Origin of the sequence: Empedobacter sp. UBA3239, assembly GCF_002362875.1 — a bacterium.
Taxonomy (GTDB): domain Bacteria; phylum Bacteroidota; class Bacteroidia; order Flavobacteriales; family Weeksellaceae; genus Empedobacter; species Empedobacter falsenii_B.
The window spans coordinates 13,044-36,349 of the sequence record NZ_DEVJ01000077.1 but is presented as its reverse complement, the minus strand read 5'-3'; the positions used below and the strand labels follow the sequence as shown (position 1 = coordinate 36,349).

At 33.3% G+C, this 23,306-nt stretch carries 21 protein-coding genes; 10 read left to right on the top strand and 11 right to left on the bottom strand.

Features of this window, described 5'->3' with window-relative positions; translation table 11 throughout:
* The first annotated feature begins 242 nt into the window (after positions 1 to 242).
* Entirely contained in the window at positions 243 to 2,459 is a 2,217-nt protein-coding gene (locus B4G36_RS11860) for a cation:proton antiporter (protein ID WP_291064150.1), read from the top strand.
* 89 nt (positions 2,460 to 2,548) lie between these two features.
* Here B4G36_RS11860 and gyrB read toward each other — a convergent pair whose 3' ends face one another.
* The 3 genes from gyrB to B4G36_RS11845 all read right to left on the bottom strand — a co-directional run bounded on the left by gyrB (position 2,549) and on the right by B4G36_RS11845 (position 5,760).
* On the bottom strand, positions 2,549 to 4,492 hold the full coding sequence (gene gyrB, locus B4G36_RS11855) for a DNA topoisomerase (ATP-hydrolyzing) subunit B (protein ID WP_038332647.1): 1,944 nt from the start codon (positions 4,490 to 4,492) through the stop codon (positions 2,549 to 2,551).
* Between the two features lie 188 nt (positions 4,493 to 4,680).
* Positions 4,681 to 5,307 (bottom strand): 16S rRNA (guanine(527)-N(7))-methyltransferase RsmG, encoded by a 627-nt coding sequence (gene rsmG / locus B4G36_RS11850; protein ID WP_125349806.1) that lies wholly within the window; start codon positions 5,305 to 5,307, stop codon positions 4,681 to 4,683.
* A gap of 6 nt (positions 5,308 to 5,313) precedes the next feature.
* On the bottom strand, positions 5,314 to 5,760 hold the full coding sequence (locus tag B4G36_RS11845) for a GAF domain-containing protein (protein ID WP_038332644.1): 447 nt from the start codon (positions 5,758 to 5,760) through the stop codon (positions 5,314 to 5,316).
* Positions 5,761 to 5,855: 95 nt separating this feature from the next.
* On the opposite strand from B4G36_RS11845, the gene xrtF reads away from it, so the two are divergent.
* Together xrtF and B4G36_RS11835 are read left to right on the top strand one after the other, a co-directional pair.
* Positions 5,856 to 6,398, top strand: a complete 543-nt coding sequence (gene xrtF, locus B4G36_RS11840) for an exosortase family protein XrtF (protein ID WP_291064149.1) — start codon at positions 5,856 to 5,858, stop codon at positions 6,396 to 6,398.
* Positions 6,388 to 6,834: an exosortase F system-associated membrane protein gene (locus B4G36_RS11835; protein ID WP_291064148.1), complete on the top strand. Its 447-nt coding sequence runs from the start codon at positions 6,388 to 6,390 to the stop codon at positions 6,832 to 6,834. The genes xrtF and B4G36_RS11835 overlap by 11 nt, the downstream gene beginning before the upstream one ends.
* A gap of 34 nt (positions 6,835 to 6,868) precedes the next feature.
* Here B4G36_RS11835 and B4G36_RS11830 read toward each other — a convergent pair whose 3' ends face one another.
* Both B4G36_RS11830 and rlmB read right to left on the bottom strand, forming a co-directional pair.
* Positions 6,869 to 7,186 (bottom strand): hypothetical protein, encoded by a 318-nt coding sequence (locus tag B4G36_RS11830; protein WP_221854515.1) that lies wholly within the window; start codon positions 7,184 to 7,186, stop codon positions 6,869 to 6,871.
* A 12-nt stretch (positions 7,187 to 7,198) separates the two neighbouring features.
* Positions 7,199 to 7,948 carry a 23S rRNA (guanosine(2251)-2'-O)-methyltransferase RlmB gene (rlmB, locus tag B4G36_RS11825; protein ID WP_291064147.1) on the bottom strand — a complete coding sequence of 250 codons (750 nt, stop codon included), beginning with the start codon at positions 7,946 to 7,948 and terminating at the stop codon, positions 7,199 to 7,201.
* A gap of 336 nt (positions 7,949 to 8,284) precedes the next feature.
* On the opposite strand from rlmB, the gene B4G36_RS11820 reads away from it, so the two are divergent.
* From B4G36_RS11820 to B4G36_RS11810, 3 genes are all read left to right on the top strand, one after another.
* Positions 8,285 to 9,079, top strand: coding sequence for a thymidylate synthase (locus B4G36_RS11820; protein ID WP_291064146.1), 795 nt, complete (start codon positions 8,285 to 8,287; stop codon positions 9,077 to 9,079).
* Positions 9,080 to 9,168: 89 nt separating this feature from the next.
* Positions 9,169 to 11,703: a M1 family metallopeptidase gene (locus B4G36_RS11815; RefSeq protein WP_291064145.1), complete on the top strand. Its 2,535-nt coding sequence runs from the start codon at positions 9,169 to 9,171 to the stop codon at positions 11,701 to 11,703.
* Between the two features lie 67 nt (positions 11,704 to 11,770).
* Positions 11,771 to 12,268 (top strand): dihydrofolate reductase, encoded by a 498-nt coding sequence (locus B4G36_RS11810; protein WP_291064144.1) that lies wholly within the window; start codon positions 11,771 to 11,773, stop codon positions 12,266 to 12,268.
* A gap of 69 nt (positions 12,269 to 12,337) precedes the next feature.
* Here B4G36_RS11810 and B4G36_RS11805 read toward each other — a convergent pair whose 3' ends face one another.
* From B4G36_RS11805 to B4G36_RS11780, 6 genes are all read right to left on the bottom strand, one after another.
* Entirely contained in the window at positions 12,338 to 13,714 is a 1,377-nt protein-coding gene (locus tag B4G36_RS11805; RefSeq protein ID WP_291064143.1) for a nucleoside permease, read from the bottom strand.
* An 18-nt stretch (positions 13,715 to 13,732) separates the two neighbouring features.
* Positions 13,733 to 14,365, bottom strand: a complete 633-nt coding sequence (locus tag B4G36_RS11800; RefSeq protein WP_291064142.1) for a bifunctional nuclease family protein — start codon at positions 14,363 to 14,365, stop codon at positions 13,733 to 13,735.
* 108 nt (positions 14,366 to 14,473) lie between these two features.
* A complete protein-coding gene (locus B4G36_RS11795; protein ID WP_291064141.1) occupies positions 14,474 to 15,430 on the bottom strand; it encodes an electron transfer flavoprotein subunit alpha/FixB family protein in 957 nt (318 codons plus the stop codon).
* 26 nt (positions 15,431 to 15,456) lie between these two features.
* Positions 15,457 to 16,203, bottom strand: coding sequence for an electron transfer flavoprotein subunit beta/FixA family protein (locus B4G36_RS11790; RefSeq protein WP_291064140.1), 747 nt, complete (start codon positions 16,201 to 16,203; stop codon positions 15,457 to 15,459).
* Between the two features lie 68 nt (positions 16,204 to 16,271).
* Complete coding sequence (gene tatC, locus B4G36_RS11785) at positions 16,272 to 17,105, bottom strand: twin-arginine translocase subunit TatC (protein WP_291064139.1); 834 nt, start codon at positions 17,103 to 17,105, stop codon at positions 16,272 to 16,274.
* Between the two features lie 4 nt (positions 17,106 to 17,109).
* Positions 17,110 to 18,075, bottom strand: a complete 966-nt coding sequence (locus tag B4G36_RS11780) for a KpsF/GutQ family sugar-phosphate isomerase (protein WP_291064138.1) — start codon at positions 18,073 to 18,075, stop codon at positions 17,110 to 17,112.
* A 164-nt stretch (positions 18,076 to 18,239) separates the two neighbouring features.
* Here B4G36_RS11780 and recQ point away from each other — a divergent pair, with 164 nt between their 5' ends.
* The 4 genes from recQ (at position 18,240) to map (ending at position 23,299) form a co-directional block, all read left to right on the top strand.
* Positions 18,240 to 20,441: a DNA helicase RecQ gene (gene recQ / locus B4G36_RS11775; RefSeq protein ID WP_291064137.1), complete on the top strand. Its 2,202-nt coding sequence runs from the start codon at positions 18,240 to 18,242 to the stop codon at positions 20,439 to 20,441.
* Between the two features lie 66 nt (positions 20,442 to 20,507).
* Complete coding sequence (gene gpmI / locus B4G36_RS11770; protein ID WP_291064136.1) at positions 20,508 to 22,043, top strand: 2,3-bisphosphoglycerate-independent phosphoglycerate mutase; 1,536 nt, start codon at positions 20,508 to 20,510, stop codon at positions 22,041 to 22,043.
* Positions 22,044 to 22,070: 27 nt separating this feature from the next.
* On the top strand, positions 22,071 to 22,493 hold the full coding sequence (locus B4G36_RS11765; protein ID WP_115001885.1) for a BT0820 family HAD-type phosphatase: 423 nt from the start codon (positions 22,071 to 22,073) through the stop codon (positions 22,491 to 22,493).
* Positions 22,490 to 23,299, top strand: a complete 810-nt coding sequence (gene map / locus B4G36_RS11760) for a type I methionyl aminopeptidase (RefSeq protein WP_171621819.1) — start codon at positions 22,490 to 22,492, stop codon at positions 23,297 to 23,299. The genes B4G36_RS11765 and map overlap by 4 nt, the downstream gene beginning before the upstream one ends.
* The last annotated feature ends 7 nt before the right edge of the window (positions 23,300 to 23,306 follow it).

Sequence of the window (23,306 nt, the reverse complement as noted above, 5' to 3'; positions counted from 1 at the left end):
TAAAATGCACAACGGGTTAAAGTAATTAATTTGGTGTTAAGTGAAGTTTACAAAGCTAATTTTATTGCTCAAATTTCAATTTGATTACAAAAAAAATCCATTTCATTACATTTTACTCAAGTTTAAAAAATATTGATATTTTTCTGTAAATTAATTTCTGACTTTTGTTGAAAATTAACGCCATGAAAAAATCGACAAGAAATTCTATTTTTTATATAATAATCATTCTACTTTGTTCAATCATGATGTATTTTATTATGATTAAAGCAGAAGAAATGGAAGCTGGGAAACATGTTGTTCATGCTGCAAATGGAAGCAATTACTTCAATGATTTCATCAACAGTATTACACATAATATTGGACACCCTCTTGCTATTTTATTAGCACAAATTGTAACCATTATATTTACTGCAAGGGTTTTTGGATGGATTTTTAATAAAATTGGACAACCAACTGTAATTGGAGAAATTATTGCAGGTATATTCCTTGGTCCTTCTTTCATTGGAATGCATTTCCCAGAATTTTTTGGAGGTCTTTTCCCTAAAGAATCGTTAGGAAACTTAGAATTTATCAGTCAGATAGGTTTGATCCTATTCATGTATGTTATCGGGATGGAATTAGACCTGAAAGTGCTAAAGAAAAATGCACAAGATGCCATAGTTATTAGTCATGCAAGTATCATTATTCCATTTACACTTGGTTTAGCTCTAGCTGGATTAATTTATATGGAATTCGCACCAGAAGGAATTAACTTTTTATCATTCGCTCTATTTATCGGAATTTCGATGAGTATTACAGCCTTCCCCGTTTTGGCTCGTATTGTACAAGAACGCGGAATTAGTAAAACTCGCTTAGGTTCTATTGTAATTACTTGTGCAGCTGCCGACGACATCACGGCTTGGTGTTTATTAGCTGCGGTTATCGCCATCGTAAAAGCTGGATCATTCGTCAGTTCATTATATGTTATATTACTAGCAATTGTTTACGTTATCGCGATGGCTCGTTTCGTTCGTCCATTCCTAAAACGAATTGCAGACGTACATTCAAGCAAAACAACGCTTACAAAACCTATCATAGGAATCTTTTTCTTGGTCTTAATTATTTCTTCATACTTAAGTGAAATCATTGGAATTCATGCATTATTTGGAGCTTTTTTAGCTGGAACAATTATGCCTGAAAATGTAAAATTCAGAAATTTATTCATCGAAAAAATAGAAGATGTTTCATTGGTTTTATTACTTCCTTTGTTCTTCGTTTTTACAGGTTTGAGAACACAAATTGGATTATTGGATACGCCACATTTATGGCAAACAGCGGGATTGATTATTTTGGTAGCTGTAACAGGAAAATTCATCGGAAGTGCAATTGCCGCCAAGTTTGTTGGACAAAACTGGAAAGATAGTTTAACTATTGGTGCTTTGATGAATACACGAGGTTTGATGGAATTAGTCGTGCTAAACATTGGATATGATTTAGGGGTTTTAACACCAGAAGTTTTCGCTATGATGGTCATAATGGCTTTGGTCACAACTTTTATGACAGGTCCAGCTTTGGATTTAATCAATTGGATTTTCCGCAAACAAAAAACAGAAAATGAACTTTCTGAAATTAGTCAAAGTCAGAAATATAAAATTTTAATTGATTTTCAAACACCCGAAAAAGGTGCTGAATTGTTGCGAATAGCTAATAGCTTTATCAAAAAACAAGACGAAAATTCACTTGTTTCTGCAATTCATGTGATGAAAAGTAGCGAAGTGCAACATTTCAATCTTGAGGATAGAGAAGCAGAAATTTTCGAACCGATTATTGAGGTTTCCGAAGAGTTACACCAAGATGTAACAACCATGTTCAAAGTTTCTACCGATATGGTTTTTGAGACAATAGATGTTGCGCAAAAAGGTGATTACGATTTGATGTTGATGGGTGTAAGAAATTCTATTTATTCAGGTTCGTTGTTAGGAAATATTTTAGGATTTACGACAAAAATTATTGATCCTGATATTTTGATTGGTCAAGTTACTGGAAAAGAAAACATGTTTGATCATTCAATTTTCAACGAAAGAACGAAACAATTATTGAACAAATCAACTGTTCCTGTTGGAATTGTTTTGGACAAAAATTTCACAAAAGCTGAGAAAGTTTTTCTTCCTCTTTTCGGAAATAAAGATGCCGATTTACTGAAATATGCACAACGTTTAATCTCGAATAGCGAATCTCAAATTATTATTGTAGACGTGAGCGGTTACACAAAACGTCATTCAGAAGTGAAAGAAATTATTCGTAGTATCGAAAATATTGCACCAAATCATATTAGTCTTTCGTATAAACAACAATTGGATAAAGAGTTTTTAAATGAAATGGATTTAATGATGATTAGTATGGAAAGTTGGAAAAACTTAATCGAAACAAAAAGCATTTGGATTTCCAATGTACCAACAACATTGATTATTTCGGAGTAAATCTTCTTCATTCAAGATTTATATATTCAATTACAAAAAATAAATCCAGCTTAAAAGCTGGATTTATTACTTTATATTATTCAAATCGATTAAACATCAATTTTTGCATAATGTGCATTCTTCTCGATAAATTCACGACGAGGCGGTACATCATCACCCATCAACATAGAGAACACGCGGTCTGCTTCTGTCGCATTGTCAATCGTTACTTTACGCAACGTTCTGTGCTCTGGATTAAGAGTTGTATCCCATAATTGCTCTGCATTCATTTCCCCAAGACCTTTGTATCGTTGAATTGTAACTCCTTTACCAGAACCATCTGTAGAAAATTCTGCTGTTAAACGTTCACGATCTTTTTCATCCCAAGCATATTCTGCTTTCGCTCCTTTTTTGATTAAATATAAAGGTGGCGTTGCAATATAAATATGTCCTTGCTCAATCAATTCTTTCATGTAACGGAAGAAGAATGTCAAAATTAATGTCGCGATGTGAGAACCGTCGACATCGGCATCGGTCATAATCACAACTTTATGATAACGCAATTTCGAAATATTAAGCGCTTTCGAATCTTCTTCAGTTCCAATTGTTACACCTAAAGCTGTATATATATTTTTAATCTCTTCGTTATCCAAAACTTTGTGCGCCATCGCTTTTTCAACATTTAAGATTTTACCACGTAATGGTAAAATTGCTTGAAAATGACGATCACGACCTTGTTTTGCCGTTCCTCCGGCAGAATCTCCCTCGACTAAGAATAACTCAGATTCTTCTGGTTTACGAGAAGAACAATCCGCTAACTTCCCTGGCAATCCGCTTCCTCCCATTGGGTTTTTGCGTTGTACCATTTCACGAGCTTTCTTCGCTGCCTGACGAGCTTTTGCTGCTAAAATTACTTTATCAACAATTTGTTTTGCTTCTGTTGGATTTTCTTCTAAGAAATTCGTTAACATTTCTGCTACGATTTTATCAACCGCAGGAGAAACTTCAGAGTTTCCTAATTTCGTTTTCGTTTGTCCTTCAAATTGAGGCTCCATTACTTTTACCGAAATTACCGCTGTTAATCCTTCACGGAAATCATCACCAACGATTTCAACTTTTTCTTTTGCAAGATTAAAGTTTTCTTCTGCATATTTTTTCAATGTACGTGTCAACGCACGACGGAAACCAGATAAATGTGTTCCACCTTCATGTGTATTGATATTATTTACATACGAATGTACATTTTCGTTATACGATGTATTGTATCGCATTGCAACCTCAACTGGAATTCCATCACGTTCTCCTTCCATAAAGATTACTTTGTCCATGATAGATTCGCGGCTACCATCAATAAACTCAACAAATTCTTTTAATCCTTCTTCAGAATGAAAAGTTTCTGTAACAGGATTTCCTTCAGCATCTTTTTCGCGTTCATCAACCAATACAATATTGATTCCTTTGTTCAAGAAAGCTAACTCACGCAAACGATTTGCTAAAGTAGAATAGTTATATGTTTGTACTTCTTGGAAAATTGTATCATCAGGCGTAAAAGTTACTGTTGTACCACTTTTATCAGTCGTTCCAACTTCTTTTACATCGTACAAAGGTTTCCCTTTCGAATATTCCTGAATATATTGTTTTCCGTTCTTGAAAACTTCTGCCGATAAATGGTTAGAAAGTGCATTAACACACGAAACTCCAACACCGTGCAAACCTCCAGAAACTTTGTACGTATCTTTATCAAACTTACCACCTGCACCAATTTTCGTCATTACAACTTCTAATGCAGATTTTCCTTCTTTTTTATGTAAGTCGACAGGAATACCACGTCCGTTATCTTCGACACGAATCGAGTTTCCTTCTAAAATTGTTACCTTGATTGTATCACAGTATCCTGCTAAAGCTTCATCAATAGAGTTATCAACAACCTCGTAAACTAAATGGTGTAATCCTCTAACTCCGACGTCTCCAATGTACATCGATGGACGAAGACGTACGTGCTCCATTCCTTCTAACGCTTGGATATTATCCGCCGTATATGTGTTATTACTCATAATATGTCTCTAACTTTTTAAAACAAACAAATATAGTCAATTTTGACGAGAAAACCTCTTAAAAAGAACTTAAAGTATTGGATAAAATAACGTTTTAAAGATTCATTTTTTGGATTAATTCAATAATTGTTAAAATAAAAAACCGAAATCAAATTGACTTCGGTTTTCAAGTATATAATTTCTATAAATTAAATATCTTTCTTTTCTAAGTAAACGACTTTTTTCGTTTCGAAGAAATCTTCGTCAAAAAAGTTTTGAATATCAAATAAAACTGCATTTGGAAAACCTGCTAATTCTTCTGTCAAATCGCCTCCTTTTAAATATAATAAACCATTTGGAAAAGGATTAATCGCTTCTTTTTTGAATTTCCCACGAATCCATTCTGCAAATCTTGGCATTGCTGTTACCGCACGAGAAACGACAAAATCGTATTTATCTGTTAATTCTTCGGCGCGCTTTTGTTCTGCTTTTACATTCGTCAAACCTAAACCGTCAGCCACTCCTTTTACAACCTTGATTTTTTTCCCGATAGAATCTACCAAATGAAACTGAACATTCGGAAACAAAATTGCCAACGGAATTCCTGGTAAACCACCTCCAGTTCCTACATCCAGAACAGAAGAACCATCTGCAAATTCCATCACTTTTGCAATCGCTAAAGAATGTAAAATATGGTTCGTATAAATTTCATCAATATCTTTTCGAGAAACAACATTGATTTGATCGTTCCATTCTTTGTACAAATCACCAACTTTCGAAAATTGCTCGATTTGTTTTTCTGTTAAATCAGGAAAATATTTTAAAATTAAATCAATCATTGCTTAAATAATTTCTGAAACTCGCTGACAAACGTAATCTAACAACTTTGTATCGTCTTCTGTAAACGGATTAATTTTGTGCGAATCGATATCAATTTGACCAATATTTTCTCCATTTTTGAAAATTGGAACAACAATTTCAGCTTTCGTTTCTATTGAACAAGCCAAATAATTATCTTGTGCATAAACGTCTGGCACAACAAAAGTTTCGTTAGATTCTGCCACTTGCCCACAAATTCCTTTACCATAAGGAATGATTGTATGATCGGTAGCTGCACCAACATAAGGTCCAAGTTTTAGTTCATTTTTATCTCCATTCTTGAAATAAAATCCCACCCAATTGTAGTATTCAACTTCGTCACTCAACAATTGACAAATCTTTTGTAATCTGTCTTCCGTAGAAATTGCGCTATCAATTATGACATCCACGCGTTTATGTAAATCTTGCATTTTGTTACTTCTAAAAAAGCAAATTTATTGATTAATCATAACTTAATCAAAAGTTGACGTTTTTCATTTATATTTGTTCAAGATTTTTTAACCAAATGAAAGAATTTAAACCTTTATTGTTATTCCTTGCACGTTTTTTAGGAACTTACATTATTTTAAGTTTAGCTTATAAATTGTATTTGGATCAATATTTACCGCACAATAACCCTGATCCGTTTACAAAATTAACGTCAGATGTAACAGCTTTTGGCTTGAACAAATGTGGTTTTTTTACTTTTTCTAATATTGCAGAAAACCAACCTTGGATGCGTTTGGTAATGGACGGACAAGTGGCGTCTATTGTAAATGAAGGTTGTAATGCGATTTCTATTCTGATAATTTTCGTAGCGTTTATCGTTGCTTTTTACACGAATTTCAAACAAACTTTTTTGTTTATTTTATCTGGTTTAGCAATTCTTTTTGTGATGAATATTTCGAGAATTATGTTGTTAAATTATATTTTTAGATACCACGCAGAATATGGTAAAATGGCGCACGATTATCTATTCCCTGCAATTATTTATGGTTCAATCGTGATTCTTTGGATTGTTTGGATCAAATTTTTTGTAACAAAATACAATAAGCAAAATGCTAAATAAATATTTACGTTATGCAATTGCAGTTTTACTTGTTTTTGGATTAATATTAGTCCGAAAATTTGAAGATATTTTATTTTATGATCCTTTCTTAGAATACTTTCATTTTGTTGGACATTCAAAATTTCCTGAAATTGATTTACCAAAATTAAACGCAAGTCTGATGGTTCGCTATCTAATCAATACATTATTAACGGTATTAATTGTTTGGTTTATTTTCTGGAAAAAAAGTTACGTTAAATTCTCTATCATTATTATGATTATCGGATTAATCGTTCTTTTACCAATCTATAATTATTTGATTTCAACACATTTTTCATCAGGCGAAATGGTTTTCTTTTATGTGAGAAGATTTCTCATTCAGCCCATGTTTTTATTGATTTTAGTTCCTTGTTTTTATTACCAAGAAATACAACATAAAAAAACGGTCGAAAATTAATTTTCAACCGTTTTTATTTTATCTAATTTATATTTTACAATAAACCTGATTCATCTTTTTCTTGTTGCGCATCTAACTTTGCTTGCTCTTTTGCAGCTGCTTCTTGTGCTTTTTGTTCTGCAACTTTACGTTTTTCTTCGTTTGCAATTTCTGCATTCGCTTTGTTCACTGCTTTGTATTTATAAAGCCAACCTAAAAATCCTCCCAAAATAAATCCGACACCAGCACCTCCGGTAATTCCTACCAAAAATTCTTTATCCGAAAATAATCTAGAAACATCCAAATTCGTAAAATAATACATTGCAACGCTAATCGCAATCAACAAAAATCCAATAAAAGTAGAATAGGTCATCGTTATATGTTTTTAAAATAAATCTTGTAACATTCTTTGGCGAACAGCTTCGTACAAAATCGCTCCAGCCGCAACCGAAACATTCAATGAAGCAGTTTGCCCAGCCATAGGCAATTTAATAATTTTATCTGAAATTTTAATAATAGAATCCGAAACGCCATCTTCCTCGCTTCCCATCACAATAGCTGCAGGAACAGAGAAATCTGCATCGTAAATAAATTCTGCTGATTTTTCAGAAGCACTAAAAATTGAAATTCCAGCCGACTGTAAATATTTAATAACATTCACTAAATTTCCTTCTTTACAAACCGGAATATTATACAACGCTCCTGTCGAAGTTTTAATCGCATCTGCATTTACAGAAGCTGAACCTTTTGCCGGAATAATAATTGCATCAACACCAACACATTCTGCTGTACGAGCGATTGCACCAAAATTACGAACATCAGAAACACGATCTAAAATCAAAATAAAAGGTGTTTTTCCTTGTTCCCAAATTTGAGGTAATACATTTTCGATTGAATCAAATTCGATTGGCGAAATAAATGCATAGACTCCTTGGTGATTTTTTCCTGTAAAACGATTTAGTTTTTCTACAGGTACATAACTTACAGGAATTTCATATTCAGTTACTAATTTTCTCAATTCAGAAAAAATTTCACCTTGTAAACCTTTTTGAATAAAAATTTTGTCGATTGTTTTCCCTGCTTCAATCGCTTCTATTACTGGTCTTAAACCAAAAATTCCCGCTTCGTTTTTCATAAGTGCAAAGATAAAAAAATTATACGTAACTATTTACCTATCCTTCTCTTCAATTGTTGTAAATAATTTGGAAAGCTCATATACAACATGCAACCAATAACAATTAGCGAAATCATTGAGATTAAATTAAGTTTGAGATGAATGATTTTTGACACAAAAACAACCACCAAAACAACATTAAATAAGGTTTGGAAATAAAAATGTTGCGCAATTTTTCGTCCAAAATCTGATTTGCTATACGAAGCAAAAAACATAAAAAACACTAAAATTGTAAGAATTAAACTAATTTTCATTCTAAAAAAAATCACTAAATTTGAAAGGTTAAATATACTCAAAATGCAACAATATCACGATTTATGTAAAAAGGTTTTAGCAGAAGGCGCTTTTAAAGAAGACAGAACGGGGACAGGAACTAAAAGTATTTTTGGTTACCAAATGCGTTTCGATTTGTCGGAAGGTTTTCCTTTGGTGACGACTAAAAAATTACATTTAAAATCGATTATCTACGAATTGTTGTGGTTTTTGAAAGGTGATACAAATATCAAATATTTAACAGATAACGGAGTTAGAATTTGGAACGAATGGGCTGACGAAAATGGTGATTTAGGACCTGTTTATGGGCATCAATGGCGTTCATGGGGAAAACCAAATGGAGAAGTTGTTGACCAAATTAAAGTTGCGATTGATCAAATAAAAAATAATCCTGATTCACGTCGAATTATAGTTTCTGCTTGGAATGTTGGAGAATTAGATCAAATGGCTTTAGCTCCATGTCATGCATTTTTTCAGTTTTATGTGAATGATGGAAAATTATCGTTGCAATTGTATCAACGTAGTGCAGATATTTTCTTAGGTGTTCCATTCAATATTGCGTCATATGCGTTATTACAAATGATGGTTGCACAAATTTGTGATTTAGAAGTCGGCGATTTTGTGCATACTTTTGGAGATGCACATATTTACAAAAATCATTTTGAACAAGTTGAACTACAATTAACACGCGAACCTTTTCCTCTTCCAACAATGAAAATCAATCCGAATGTAAAGGATATTTTTGATTTTACATACGAAGATTTCGAATTAGAAAATTATCAAGCTCATCCTCACATCAAAGGAATTGTAGCAGTTTAATCATAAAAAAACACTTAAAGTCTCCAAATTGGAGGCTTTTTTTGTAACTTTTCGAGAAAATTATCAACCAATAGAAATAAATTTTTACGATGAAAAAACGAATCCTTTGGCTTTCATCAGCCTTTATTATATCAAGTCTTACTTATGCGCAAGTAATGACGCCACCGCCGAGTTATAACGAAAACCAAACGAACAAATTAGATATTTATCGTGCAGAAGCAGAACGAATTAATAATCTTGTTCATACCAAATTGGATCTTAAATTTGATTATGCAAAAGAGCACGTTTTAGGTGAAGCTTGGGTAACATTGAAACCACATTTCTATGCTACAAACAAAGTTACATTAGACGCAAAAGCAATGTTGATTAGCGAAGTCGCTTTGGTAAATGGTGCTACAAAAAAAAAATTAAATTATAAATACGATGATTTACAATTAGTCATCGATTTGGATAAAGAATACAAAAAAGATCAAGAATATACACTTTACATCAAGTATACAGCGCGTCCAAACGAAGTAAAACAAGAAGGAAGTGCGGCCATAAACGATGCAAAAGGTGTTTATTTTATCAATGCAAAAGGTGAACGACCAAATTATCCAACTCAAATTTGGACACAAGGCGAAACTGAATCTTCTTCTTGTTGGTTCCCGACAATTGATAAAACGAATCAAAAAACTTCACAAGAAATCACGTTAACATATCCTGATAAATATGTTTCATTATCAAATGGAACAATGAAATCTTCGAAGAAAAATTCGGACGGAACAAAAACTGATTATTGGAAATTTGATAAAAAACATGCGCCATATTTATTCTTTTTCGGGATTGGAGATTACGCAGTCATCAATGATAAATGGAAAAATATCAATGTTGATTATTACGTAGAACCAGAATATAAAGATGTTGCAAAGCAAATTTTTGGTAATACACCAGAAATGATTCAGTTCTTTTCTGATAGATTAAACTATCCTTATCCTTGGGATAAATATGCACAAATGACGGCTCGCGAATATGTTTCTGGAGCTATGGAAAATACAACAGCTTCTTTATTTCATGATGGTGTTCAGCAAAAAGCTGGTCAATTAGTCGATGAAAACACTGCTGAATATGTTATTGCGCACGAATTATTTCACCATTGGTTTGGAGATTTAGTTACGGCTGAAAGTTGGGGAAATTTAACAGTGAATGAATCGTTTGCTAATTATTCTGAATATTTATGGTTTGAATATAAATACGGAAAAGAGAAAGCGGATGAGCATCGTTACAACGAAATGTTTGGTTATAAACAAGGCGATGGACCAACGAAAAATTTGGTTCGAGTTCATTACAATTCTCGCGAAGACATGTTTGATGGTGTTTCGTACAACAAAGGTGGAATTATCTTACATATGTTGAGAAACTTCTTAGGAGATGATGCTTTCTTCAAAGGTTTGAACAAATATTTGAAAGATAATGAATACGGAAAAGCTGAATCTGCTCAATTACGATTGGCTTTGGAAGAAGTTTCTGGTCGTGATTTGAACTGGTTTTTCAATCAATGGTATTACGAAAATGGTCATCCAAAATTAACAGTTGTTTCAGATTATTCTTCAGCAAATAAAAAAATAAAAGTTGTTGTTCGTCAAGATGCTTCAAAATTATTTGAATTTCCTTTTGCGATTGATATTGTCGAAAATGGAAAAACAACGCGTCAACAAGTTTGGGTTCCAAAACAAGCCGAAACTGTTTTCGAATTTGCAGCAAACCAAAAACCTGATGTCGTTATTCCAAATGCGGATCAAGTTTTATTAGCAGATATCGACGATAAAAAACCTGTTGAAGATTTTATTGCGCAATACAAAGCTGGAAAAGGAAATTACACGACACGTTTATTAGCGATTGAAGCAATGGCAAATGCGCAAGCAACTAATCCAAAAGCGGCTGATGCATTGGTTAATGCGTTAGATGATTCATTTGATGGATTAAGAATTTATGCGATTCATAAATTGGATACAAAATCAAAAACGATTGTAGATAAAGCTTCATCAAAATTAAAACAATTGGCTTCTAATGATCCTAAAACATTGGTTCAAGCGGCTGCTTTGAGTGCTTTGAATGATGCCAATATTTATGATGCAACCATTTTCGAGAAAGCTTCAAAAAGTCCATCTTTTAGTGTTCAAGGAGCCTCATTAACAGGAATCTTAAAAAATAATCCTTCAAAAATTAATGATTTAACAACTAATCTTGATAATGAAGTGATTAAAGGTTCACCAGATTTAGCAATGGCATTAGTTCCGACTTGGATTAAAAATAATCAATTAGATAAAGCTGCTTTAATTTCGGAATCTGCTGCGATGTATGAATTCGTAAAATTCCAAGATGCAGAAAAAGGAAAAATTGCTGAACAAGCTTTCAATTGGATTATGAACAATGACACACCAGATGCAACGGCTGAAATTGCTAAAACATATTCGCGTTATTATCCATATTTGAATGAACAAAATCCACAAGCAGGACAAGCTGTGAAAATGATGGCTGAAAAAGCATTGCAAGTAAAAACGAATGCTGCAAAAACAATTAAATCAGCAACTATTGCAAAACAAGTGGAGCAATTACAAGATGCTATAAATAAAATGAAATAATTCACTAAAATTATTATATTTGTTAAGCTATCCTTGCAAGAGGATAGCTTTTTTTACCTTATAACTTATGATAAACATTGTAGTAGCAAAAGCAAGCAACAACGTAATTGGTGCAAAAAATGATTTGATTTGGCATTTACCAAATGATCTGAAACATTTCAAAAGTATAACTTCTGGGCATCCTATTATTATGGGACGAAAAACGTTCGAATCATTGGGTAGACCTTTACCAAATCGTACCAATATTGTTGTAACAGGAGATCAGAATTGGAATGCAGAAAGTATCGAAATAGGTTCTTCTTTACCAAAAGCAATAGAAGCTGCGAAAAAAATTGACGATGATATTTACATTATCGGTGGTGGAAATATTTATAAACAAGCGATGGAATTTACAGATGTTTTGTACATCACAGAAGTTCATCACGAATTTGATGGAGACACTTATTTTCCAGAAATTGACTCGGACGAATGGGAAGAAGTTGAGCGAGAAGATTTCAAAAAAGATGAAAAGCATCCGTATGCTTACTCCTTTGTGACGTATAAAAGAGCAGATAAAGAAAATTAGAAAACTTACGAGCATAAAAAAAAAGCAAGAACCAAAATTCTTGCTTTTATATTTTATTAATTTAACAACTTAATGCTTAACATCTTGTACTTCGTCTGGATTGTGTTTATGTTTAAATAAAATAGCAAATAAAATAGCAATTACTAATGCATATAATGCAAATGTTAGCCAGATATGCTCCCAATCTTTAAACATTAATGCTTTATCAAAAACTCCGTCAGTAATAGTAATTCCATTATTTTTAATATAATCTAGCATTAAGTTATTATCTGGGGTAGTATCTAAAAACACAGATAATTCTTGTGTGTTATTGAATGATTTTGTGAAGTATTTATCAATTAACCATCCCGAAGTTAAACTGCCGAAAACAGCTCCAAAACCATTTGTCATCATCATAAATAATCCTTGTGCAGAAGATCTTATTCTAGAATCAGTATTTGTTTCAACAAATAATGATCCCGAAATATTAAAGAAGTCGAAAGCCATTCCGTAAACAACACAAGATAAAATAATCATCCATAAACCTTCTTGCGGATTAGAGAATCCTAATAATCCGAAACGTAAAACCCAAGCTAACATTGAGATTAACATTACTTTCTTAATACCATATCTCTTTAAGAAAAATGGAATTGCAAGAATAAATAATGTCTCAGAAACTTGAGAAATTGACATAATAATTGTAGAATATTTAATAACAAATGAATCAGCATATTTCGGAAAGTGTTTAAACTCATCCAAAAAAACATCTCCATAAGCATTCGTTAATTGTAATGCTCCACCCAAAAACATTGCAAAAATAAAAAACAATGCCATTTTATAATTCGCAAACAATTTAAACGCATCCAACCCTAACAACTGAACAAAACTTGTAGATTCAGTATTAGTTTTTTGTGGTTTACAAGCTGGTATTGTAAAAAAAGCGTACAATCCAAGAATAACAGCTGCTACTCCAGCAATATAAAACTGATATTCGGTTGCTTTATTACCAGAAAGATTTGTAATCCACATTGCAACAATAAACCCAACAGTTCCCCATACTCTAATTGGAGGAAAATCTTTTACAACATCATAATTATTAGATTTTAAAACAGTGTAAGAAATCGAGTTATTTAAAGCAATTGTAGGCATATAACAAGCCATTGCTATCAACATAACCCAAAAAAAAGTATTCGGATCATTTACTTGAGGTAAATAAAAAAGTACTGCAGCATAAGCTATATGTAAAAATCCATACAATTTTTCTGCATTAATCCATCTATCTGCAATTATACCTGTTATTGTAGGCATTATTAATGAAGCGAAACCCATTGTTGAAAATATTAACCCAAATTTGGTTCCATCCCATTGTTTTGTACCAAACCAATAGTTTGCGATAGTTATTAACCATGCTCCCCAAACAAATAATTGTAAGAAGTTCATGATGATTAGTCTAGTTTTTAAAGACATAATTATTTGAAATAGTTATTAGTTTCCCATGTTTTCGATTTGATCACGAAGGCGAGCTGCCAATTCGTAATCTTCATTCTTCACAGCTTTTTCCATCTCAGTTTCAAGTTCAGATTTTGTCCAACCTTCATATTCGTTGATATCAGACAAATCATTTTCCAAACCAGCCAAGATATCCAAATCATCTTCGAAGTTATTTGCTGCGCGACGTATATTTTCTTCTTCTTCAATAACGTCCAAATGAATTCCAGCTTTTTCTACAACATTATCATAGGCATAGATAGGTGCATTGAAACGAACAGCCAACGCAATTGCATCAGAAGTTCTCGAATCAATTTCGGCACGTTGTCCATCGTTATTCACAAAAATAATATTCGAATAGAAAACGCCATCTTCTAATTTATAAATATAAATAGATTCAACATTCAATTGAAATTCTTTTCCTAATGAAATAAACAAATCGTGTGTTAATGGACGAGGTGGATTAATATCTTTCTCTAAAGCTAATGCGATTGATTGCGCTTCGAAGCTCCCAATAATAATAGGTAACTTTCTTCCTCCTACATTTTCCTCAAGAATCAACGCATATGCGCCAGTCTGAGTTTGACTGTAAGAAATTCCTTTAATATTTAATCTAATTAAATTGTCCATTTGGGTGTAAATCTATGAAAAACTGATGAATATTTAATCTTTTTTTAATGAATAAAAAAAATCCGAACCACCTAAATGATTCGGATTGAATTTATAATCTTAAAATGATTAAGCTTGACCTTTATATTTTTTTAACTCTTCAGTTAATTTAGGAACAATCTCAAAAGCATCTCCTACGATTCCGTAATCAGCCGCTTTGAAGAAAGGCGCTTCTGGATCATTGTTGATGACAACAATTGTTTTAGATCCATTAACTCCTGCTAAGTGCTGAATAGCTCCTGAAATACCAACTGCGATATATAAATTTGGCGCAATTGCTTTTCCTGTTTGTCCTACGTGCTCAGCATGAGGTCTCCAACCGATATCAGCAACTGGTTTAGATGACGCTGTAGCAGCTCCTAAAACTTTTGCTAAATCTTCGATCATTCCCCAGTTTTCAGGACCTTTCATTCCACGACCTGCAGAAACTACGATATCAGCTTCTTTCAAATCGATTTTATCAGAAGAAGCCATTTCTGTTGAAACAACTTTTACTTTAGCATCTGCATCAGAAACTGATACTGAAGCTGATTCTTCTGAACCAGAAACTGCATTTTCTTTTGCTCCGAATGCGTTTTGTAAAACTGTAACTACAACTTTTCCTGAAACTGCAACAGTTTCTACTCCTTTACCTGAGAATGCTTTACGCGCAACTGTGAATGGAGAAACTGCTGTTGGAGCTTTTTCTACATTTGTTACTAAAGATGCTCCTGTTTTGTATGCTAAAACTGGTGCTACAGTAGCTCCTTCGTTTGTTGATGGTAAAACCACAACATCTCCTTGAGCAACTTCAGCCAAAGCTTTTGCGTAAGAATTTGCATCAAATTTTGCTAAAGCTGCATTCTCAACTTTAACTACTTTAGATGCTCCATATTTATATAATTCGTCAGCAGCAGCATTTCCAAAAACGATTGCTGTAACAGTATCTCCAGCAACATCAGCTGTAGCTTTTGCGTAAGAAACTGCCTCTAATCCTGCTTTTTTATATTTTCCGTCGTGTGACTCCGCGTATACAAAAATTGCCATTTTTTAATTTCTTTTTAGGTGAATAATTAGATTACTTTAGCTTCTTCGTGTAATAATCTTACCAATTCTGCTACATTGTCTTTGTCGATTAATGTTACATTACCTCTTTCAGCAGGTTTTACATAACCAACAACTTCAACTTTACTTTCTGTCGTTTCTGGGGCAACAACTGCGATTTGTTTTGTACGCGCTTGCATAATTCCTCGCATGTTAGGAATTCTTAATGCAGCTTCATCAACCAATCCTTTTTGTCCTGCGATAACAGCTGGTAAGGCAACCTCTACGGTTTCTTTTCCTCCATCAATTTCGCGAACAGCTTTTGCAGAAGAACCTTCTACATCAAGACCGATACATCCGTTTACAAAACCATAATCTAACATTGCTGCAACTAATCCTGGTACAGAACCTCCATTATAATCAATTGACTCTTTTCCTGTCAATACTAAATCGAAACCACCATCTTTAGCAGCTTTTGCGATTTGTGTAGCAACAAAGAAATCATCGCGAGCATCAGCATCAATACGAATTCCATCATTCGCACCAATTGCTAAAGCTTTACGCATAACTGGATCTACAGTTGCATCTCCAACAGTTAAAATGGTAACAGTAGCACCTTGTTTTTCTTGTAACTCTACTGCTTTGTTTAAACTAAATTCGTCGTGCGGGTTAATAACGAACTGAACGCCATTTTTGTCAAATGATTTTCCGTCAGCTGTGAAGTTGATTTTTGCTGTAGTATCTGGTACACTACTAATACAAACTAATATCTTCATAATTTTGTGTTTACTTTTTCTTTTATGTAAAAATAACTAATTTATTTTATTATGCAAGCATAACATTGTTAATTCTTTACTAAGTCGTTACTTTTCGCTTTCAGTTGTTTTTTATAAACTGAATTTGAAACCAATACACTTAGTTCATACAATAACCAAAGAGGAATTGTAACTAAAATCATACTGTACACATCGTTTGGTGTAATCGCAGCTGCAATCACTAATACAACGATAAATGCGTGTTTACGGTATTCTTTCAAGAATTTTGGAGTTAAGATTCCAATACTCGTTAAGAAGTAAACGAAAACTGGCATCAAAAACATAACTCCCATCGATAATAATAATTGAACAAATAAATCGATATAACTTGGCAATGTCCATGTATTTCCTACACCAAAAGGATCGTAAGTAAATAAGAATTGCGTACACAATGGCAGCAACATGTAGTAACTAAATAGTACTCCTGTCACAAAGAAAAAAGAAACAGCAAAGATGGTAAATCCTGCATATTTTCGTTCAGCTTCTTTTAGTGCTGGTTTTACAAATCGCCAAATTTCAAAAATAACATAAGGAATTGCGATAATTACACCACACACAATTACTGCAAAAAACTGTGAAGTGATCTGTCCTGATGGATTAAGATTGGTCAATTCTTTCGAAATATCAAATGATTCGGTATAAATTTTTCCGAAACCTGTTAGTTCACCAAATTGATTAAAAATATCAAACGTTGGAAAAGTTGATTTTAATGGAGCCATAATTACATGTTCCACCAATTCGTCCCAATAAATAGCGACTGCAATAGATGTAATCACAATTGATAAAATAGAACGAACCAAATGTCCTCTCAACTCACCAATATGAGCCAAAAATGACATACTCGATTTTGTATTATCTGCCATACGATTATTCAATTCCTTCGTTTAAAATTGAGTGAATATCCAAAATTCCATAATAATGATTTTCTTCATCAACCACCACCAATTGTCCAATACTGTTGTGACGAAGAATAGCTAAAGCTTCTCTTGCTTTTTCAGCTTTTTTGATTGTTTTCGGATTCATTGAAGCAATATCTTTCGCTGTTAAATGTGCAAAAGTTTCATTATTTAATAACATTCGGCGCAAATCTCCGTCTGTTATCACACCAACAATTTTATCATGATCAATCACAACTGTAATTCCATGACGACCTGATGTTAATGAATTGATAACTTCTGTAATCGAAGAATCTGGATGTACAAAAGGTTTTCTTTCTGGATCAACAATATTTTCTACTGTCCACAACAATCGTTTTCCTAATGCTCCACCTGGATGATATTTTGCAAAATCGTTTTGTGTAAACGCTCTCAATTTCATCAAAGCAACTGCCAAAGCATCACCCATTACCAATTGAGCCGTTGTAGAAGTTGTTGGTGCCAAATTTACTGGACAAGCTTCTTTATCAATATTAACATCCAAAACAATGTCTGAATTTTTTGCTAATTCTGATTTCAAATTTGATGTCAATCCAATCAAAACCGAAGCATATTGTTTAAGAATCGGAGCTAAATATGTAATCTCTGGCGTATTTCCACTTTTCGAGATACAAATCACCACATCTTCTGGTCGTACAAGACCCAAATCGCCATGAATGGCTTCCGTCGCATGTAAAAATTGACTTGGAGTTCCGGTAGAATTTAACGTTGCTACAATTTTATTTGCAATATGTGCACTCTTTCCAACTCCAACAACTACCAACTTTCCTTTCGTGTTATATATTGCATTTACCGCATCAACAAAAGACTCGCTAATACGAGAAGCTATTGCTTCCAGCGCTTGAATTTCTTCTCGAAAAACACCTTGCGCTATTTGTATTAATTCTGAATTTCCCACAATAAAATTTCTATTGTCTATTTTTAAAATTTTTCGTACTTTTACTCTCCTTTTTTATTTACACTCAATTATATATAAAACATATAAAATTTATGCGTATATTTAAGAGTTATCAAATATAGGAACTATTTAATTTATAATATTAATTTTAGTCTTTTGTGTAGATGGAAGCCACTTCGAAAAACTTAACATCTTACCTAAAAAAATATTTTGGTTTCGACCAATTTAAAGGACAGCAGCACGAAATCATTACAAGCTTATTAAATAAAGAAGATGTATTTGTTTTGATGCCAACTGGCGGAGGTAAGTCTTTATGTTATCAACTACCGGCATTAATGTCAGATGGAGTTGCGATTATTGTATCCCCTTTAATCGCGCTGATGAAGAATCAAGTAGACGCTATACGTGGAATTTCTGAAAATGATGGAATTGCTCACGTATTAAACTCATCTTTGAACAAGTCAGAAACAAAAACAGTTATGACTGATATTAAAGATGGAGTAACTAAAATGTTGTACGTTGCACCCGAATCTTTGACAAAAGAAGAATACATCGATTTTTTTAAATCGGTGAAAATTTCTTTTTTTGCGATTGATGAAGCGCATTGTATTTCTGAATGGGGACACGATTTTCGACCAGAATATCGTAATCTAAAAGCGATTATCAACAAAATTGGTGATGCGCCAATTATTGCTTTAACAGCAACAGCAACACCAAAAGTACAAGAAGATATTCAGAAAACTTTGGGAATGCAAAGCGCCAAAGTTTTTAAAGATTCTTTTAATCGTACAAATTTATTTTACGAAATCCGCCCAAAGGTTGATCAAGACAAACAAATCATCAAATTTATCAAACAAAACGATGGTAAATCTGGTGTCATTTATTGCTTGAGTCGTAAAAAAGTTGAAGAAATAACGCAACTTTTACAAGTAAACGGAATCAACGCTATTCCTTACCATGCAGGTTTAGATGCCAAAACACGTAGCAAACATCAAGATATGTTTTTGATGGAAGATGCAAGTGTCGTTGTCGCTACAATTGCTTTCGGGATGGGAATTGACAAGCCAGATGTACGTTTTGTGATGCATTACGATATGCCAAAATCGTTAGAAAGTTATTACCAAGAAACTGGTCGTGCAGGTCGCGATGGTGGTGAAGGTGTTTGTATTGCTTTCTATGATTATAAAGATATTGAAAAATTAGAAAAATTCTTAGCAAGTAAACCTGTTGCAGAACGCGAAGTTGGAATGCAATTACTTTCTGAGGTTGTGGCGTATGCCGAAACTTCAATGTCACGTCGTAAATTCTTGTTACATTATTTTGGAGAAGAATTTGACGACAAAAACGGCGAAGGTGCAAATATGGACGACAATATGCGCAATCCAAAGAAAATGGTTGAAGCAAAAGATGATGCCGTTATTGCATTGAAGGTTGTTCAGAAAACAAATCAAAAATTAAAATTAAATGATGTTGTAAATGTTATCGTTGGTAAAGAAACTTCGATTACAAAATCATATAATTTGAGCTCCGAAGATTTCTTTGGAATTGGAAAATCGAAAGAAGATTATTATTGGAAATCTATTTTACGCCAATTAATTGTTCGTAATTTATTAGAGAAAGAAATCGAATCGTATGGTATTTTAAAAATTACCAAAGCAGGAAAAGATTTCATTAGTAAACCAACTTCTTTTGAAATTGCCGAAGATATTGATTTCAAAAAATTGTTATCAGAAGGTAGCTTTGATAAAGAAGAAACGTCTTCTACTCCTATTGCTTTTGATGATGTTTTATTGAAACAATTGAAAGATTTACGTAAAAAAATCTCAAAAAAACATCAGATTCCACCTTTTGCTGTTTTCCAAGATTCAAGTTTAGATGATATGACAATGCAATACCCAACAACAGTTAAGGAGTTAACAAATGTGTTTGGAGTTGGAGAAGGAAAAGCTCAAAAATTTGGGAAAGAATTTGTAGATTTTATTGCGCAATATGTAAAAGACAATGATATCATTCGTCCTGAAGATATGGTGATTAAACAAGTTGCGGACAAATCGAGCCACAAAGTTTATATCATTCAATCAACAGATAGAAAGTTAAATCTTGAAGATGTTGCGGAAGCAAAAAATATGACGATGAGCGATTTGCTTTCAGAAATGGAAAGTATCGTTTATCAAGGAACAAAATTAAATATCAATTATTACATTGACGAAGTTTTGGACGAAGACCAACAAGAGGAAATTTATGAATTCTTGATGGATGCAGATACCGACTCAATGTCATCATTGTTAGATGAATTTGGTGACGATTATGATGAAGAAGAATTACGTTTGATGCGTATCAAATTCATCAGTGAAGTCGCAAATTAAACCATACAAAAAATAAACTTTCAGCCCAAGGAATGCTTATCTTTGGGCTTAATTATTACAAGAAAAATGAACAATAAAGCAATATTAATGATTTTGGACGGATGGGGAATTGGACCAAACCCTGCTGTTTCTGCAATCGCTCAAGCAAATACACCTTTTATAGATAGTTGTTTCGAGAAATTTCCGCATTCTACGTTGGATACATTTGGTTTAGCCGTTGGTTTACCAGAAGGTCAAATGGGGAATTCGGAAGTTGGACATATGAATTTGGGTGCTGGACGAGTGGTTTTCCAAAACTTAGTTCGAATCAATATGGCAGTTGAAAACGGAACATTACAAAACGAACCAATCTTAAAAGATGCTTTTCAATATGCTTTAGAGAATAACAAAAAAGTACATTTCATCGGTTTAGTTTCTGATGGTGGTGTACACTCACATATCAATCATTTGAAAGGTTTGTTGGATGCAGCAAATCAATCAGGTTTACAAAAAAATGTTTTTGTACATGCTTTCACAGATGGTCGTGATACAGATCCAAAATCTGGCGAAGGATTTATCACAGAATTGATAAACCACATGACAAAATCAACAGGAGAAATCGCTTCGATTACTGGTCGTTATTATGCAATGGATCGTGATAAACGTTGGGAACGTGTGAAATTAGCATACGATGCAATGGTAAATGCAGTTGGTGAAACAACAACAAATCCATTAGAAGCAATTCGTGCATCTTATAATGAAGGCGTAACAGATGAATTCATCAAACCGATTATTGTAACGGATGAAAATGGTCGACCAAAAGCTAAAATCGAAAATGGTGATGTAGTGATTTGTTTCAATTTTAGAACTGATCGTGGACGTGAAATCACAGAAGTTTTAACGCAACATGATTTTCCAGAATTTGGAATGCATAAATTAAATCTAAAATATATCACTCTTACAGAATATGATGCTACATATACTGGAGTTGCGGTAATTTTTGATGAGAAAAATATTGTAAATACGTTAGGAGAAGTTATTGCGAATGCTGGTCGTAAGCAAATTCGTATTGCTGAAACTGAAAAATATCCACACGTAACATTTTTCTTCAATGGTGGTCGCGAAGAACCTTTCGTTGGTGAATCTCGTATTTTATGTGCTTCGCCAAGAGATGTTGCTACTTACGATTTGAAACCAGAAATGGCAGCATATGATATTACAAATGCAATTGTACCAGAAATCGAAAAAGAATCAGCGGATTTCATTTGTCTTAACTTCGCTAATACAGATATGGTTGGACATACAGGTGTTATGTCTGCGGCAATAAAAGCTGCTGAAGTAGTAGATTCTTGTGCGGAAAAAATTATAAATGCAGCTTTAGAACATGGTTACAATGTGGTGATTTTGGCTGATCACGGAAATTCAGATTTTATGATAAACGAAGATGGATCACCGAATACGCAACATACAACGAATCCTGTTCCATTTATTTTGGCTCAGAAAAATATCGAATGGAATGTTGAACATGGTAAACTTGGAGATATTGCGCCAACTATCTTAACTTTGATGGGAATTGAAATTCCAACTGAAATGACCGGAAACATTATTGTTCAAAAAAAATAACCTAAATAACTTTAAATACTTACAAACATGATTAATAAAATTATTGCTGTTGACTTTGATGGAACTGTGGTAGATGATAAATATCCAGAAATTGGAAAAGCTAAAATCTTCGCTTTCGAAACATTGAAACAATTACAAAACGACGGATATCGCCTTACTTTATGGACTTATCGTAGTGGTAAATACTTAGATGAGGCTGTAGAATTCTGTAAAAAAAATGGAATCGAGTTTTATGCCATCAACAATAGTTTTGATGGAGAAGACTTTGATAAAAATACGCAAAGTCGAAAAATAAATGCCGATATCTTTATCGACGACAGAAATTTAGGAGGTTTCCCAGGTTGGAGTGACGTTTATCAAATCATCACAAAAAAGATTGAATTAAGTGTTCACGCAAACGGACAAAAAGCTCCTGAGAAGAAAAAGAAAAGAGGATTTTTCGGATTATGATACATTTAAAAAGTAAAGAAGAATTAGAACTAATGTACCTAAGCGCTCAATTGGTTTCAAAAACCTTGGGTATGTTAGCCAAAGAAGTAGTGCCTGGTGTTACAACAAATCATTTAGATAAATTAGGAGGCGAATTTATTCGCGACAATGGTGGATATCCTGCATTTTTAGGAATGTACGATTTCCCTAAAAACCTTTGTATTTCTCCAAATCAACAAGTTGTTCATGGAATTCCAAACGATGAACCACTTAACGAAGGAGATATTGTTTCGGTAGATTGTGGTGTTTATATGAATGATTTTTACGGAGATCACGCTTATACATTTGCGGTTGGAGAAATTGATGCTGAAACAGAAAAATTACTTCGTGTTACAAAAGAATCTATGTTCAAAGGTATTGAACAAATGAAAAAAGGTAATCGCGTAGGTGATATTGGTTTTGCCATTCAACAACATTGTGAAAAAGAAGGTTACGGTGTCGTGCGTGAATTGGTAGGTCATGGATTAGGTCGCAAAATGCACGAAGAACCTCAGGTTCCTAATTATGGACGTCGCGGATCAGGTAAAAAAATTGAAGAAGGTTTAGTTTTAGCAATCGAACCAATGGTAAATATGGGAACTGAAAAAGTTTTCTTTCACCCAGATGGTTGGACAGTTACTACACGCGATGACAAATATTCGGCTCACTTTGAGCACGATGTCTGTGTAGTAGATGGCGAACCAAAATTATTGTCAACTTATCAGTTTATTTACGATGCTTTAGGTATCAAATCTGACGAAGAAAAACCATTTTTATTCAAACCTTAAGAAAACT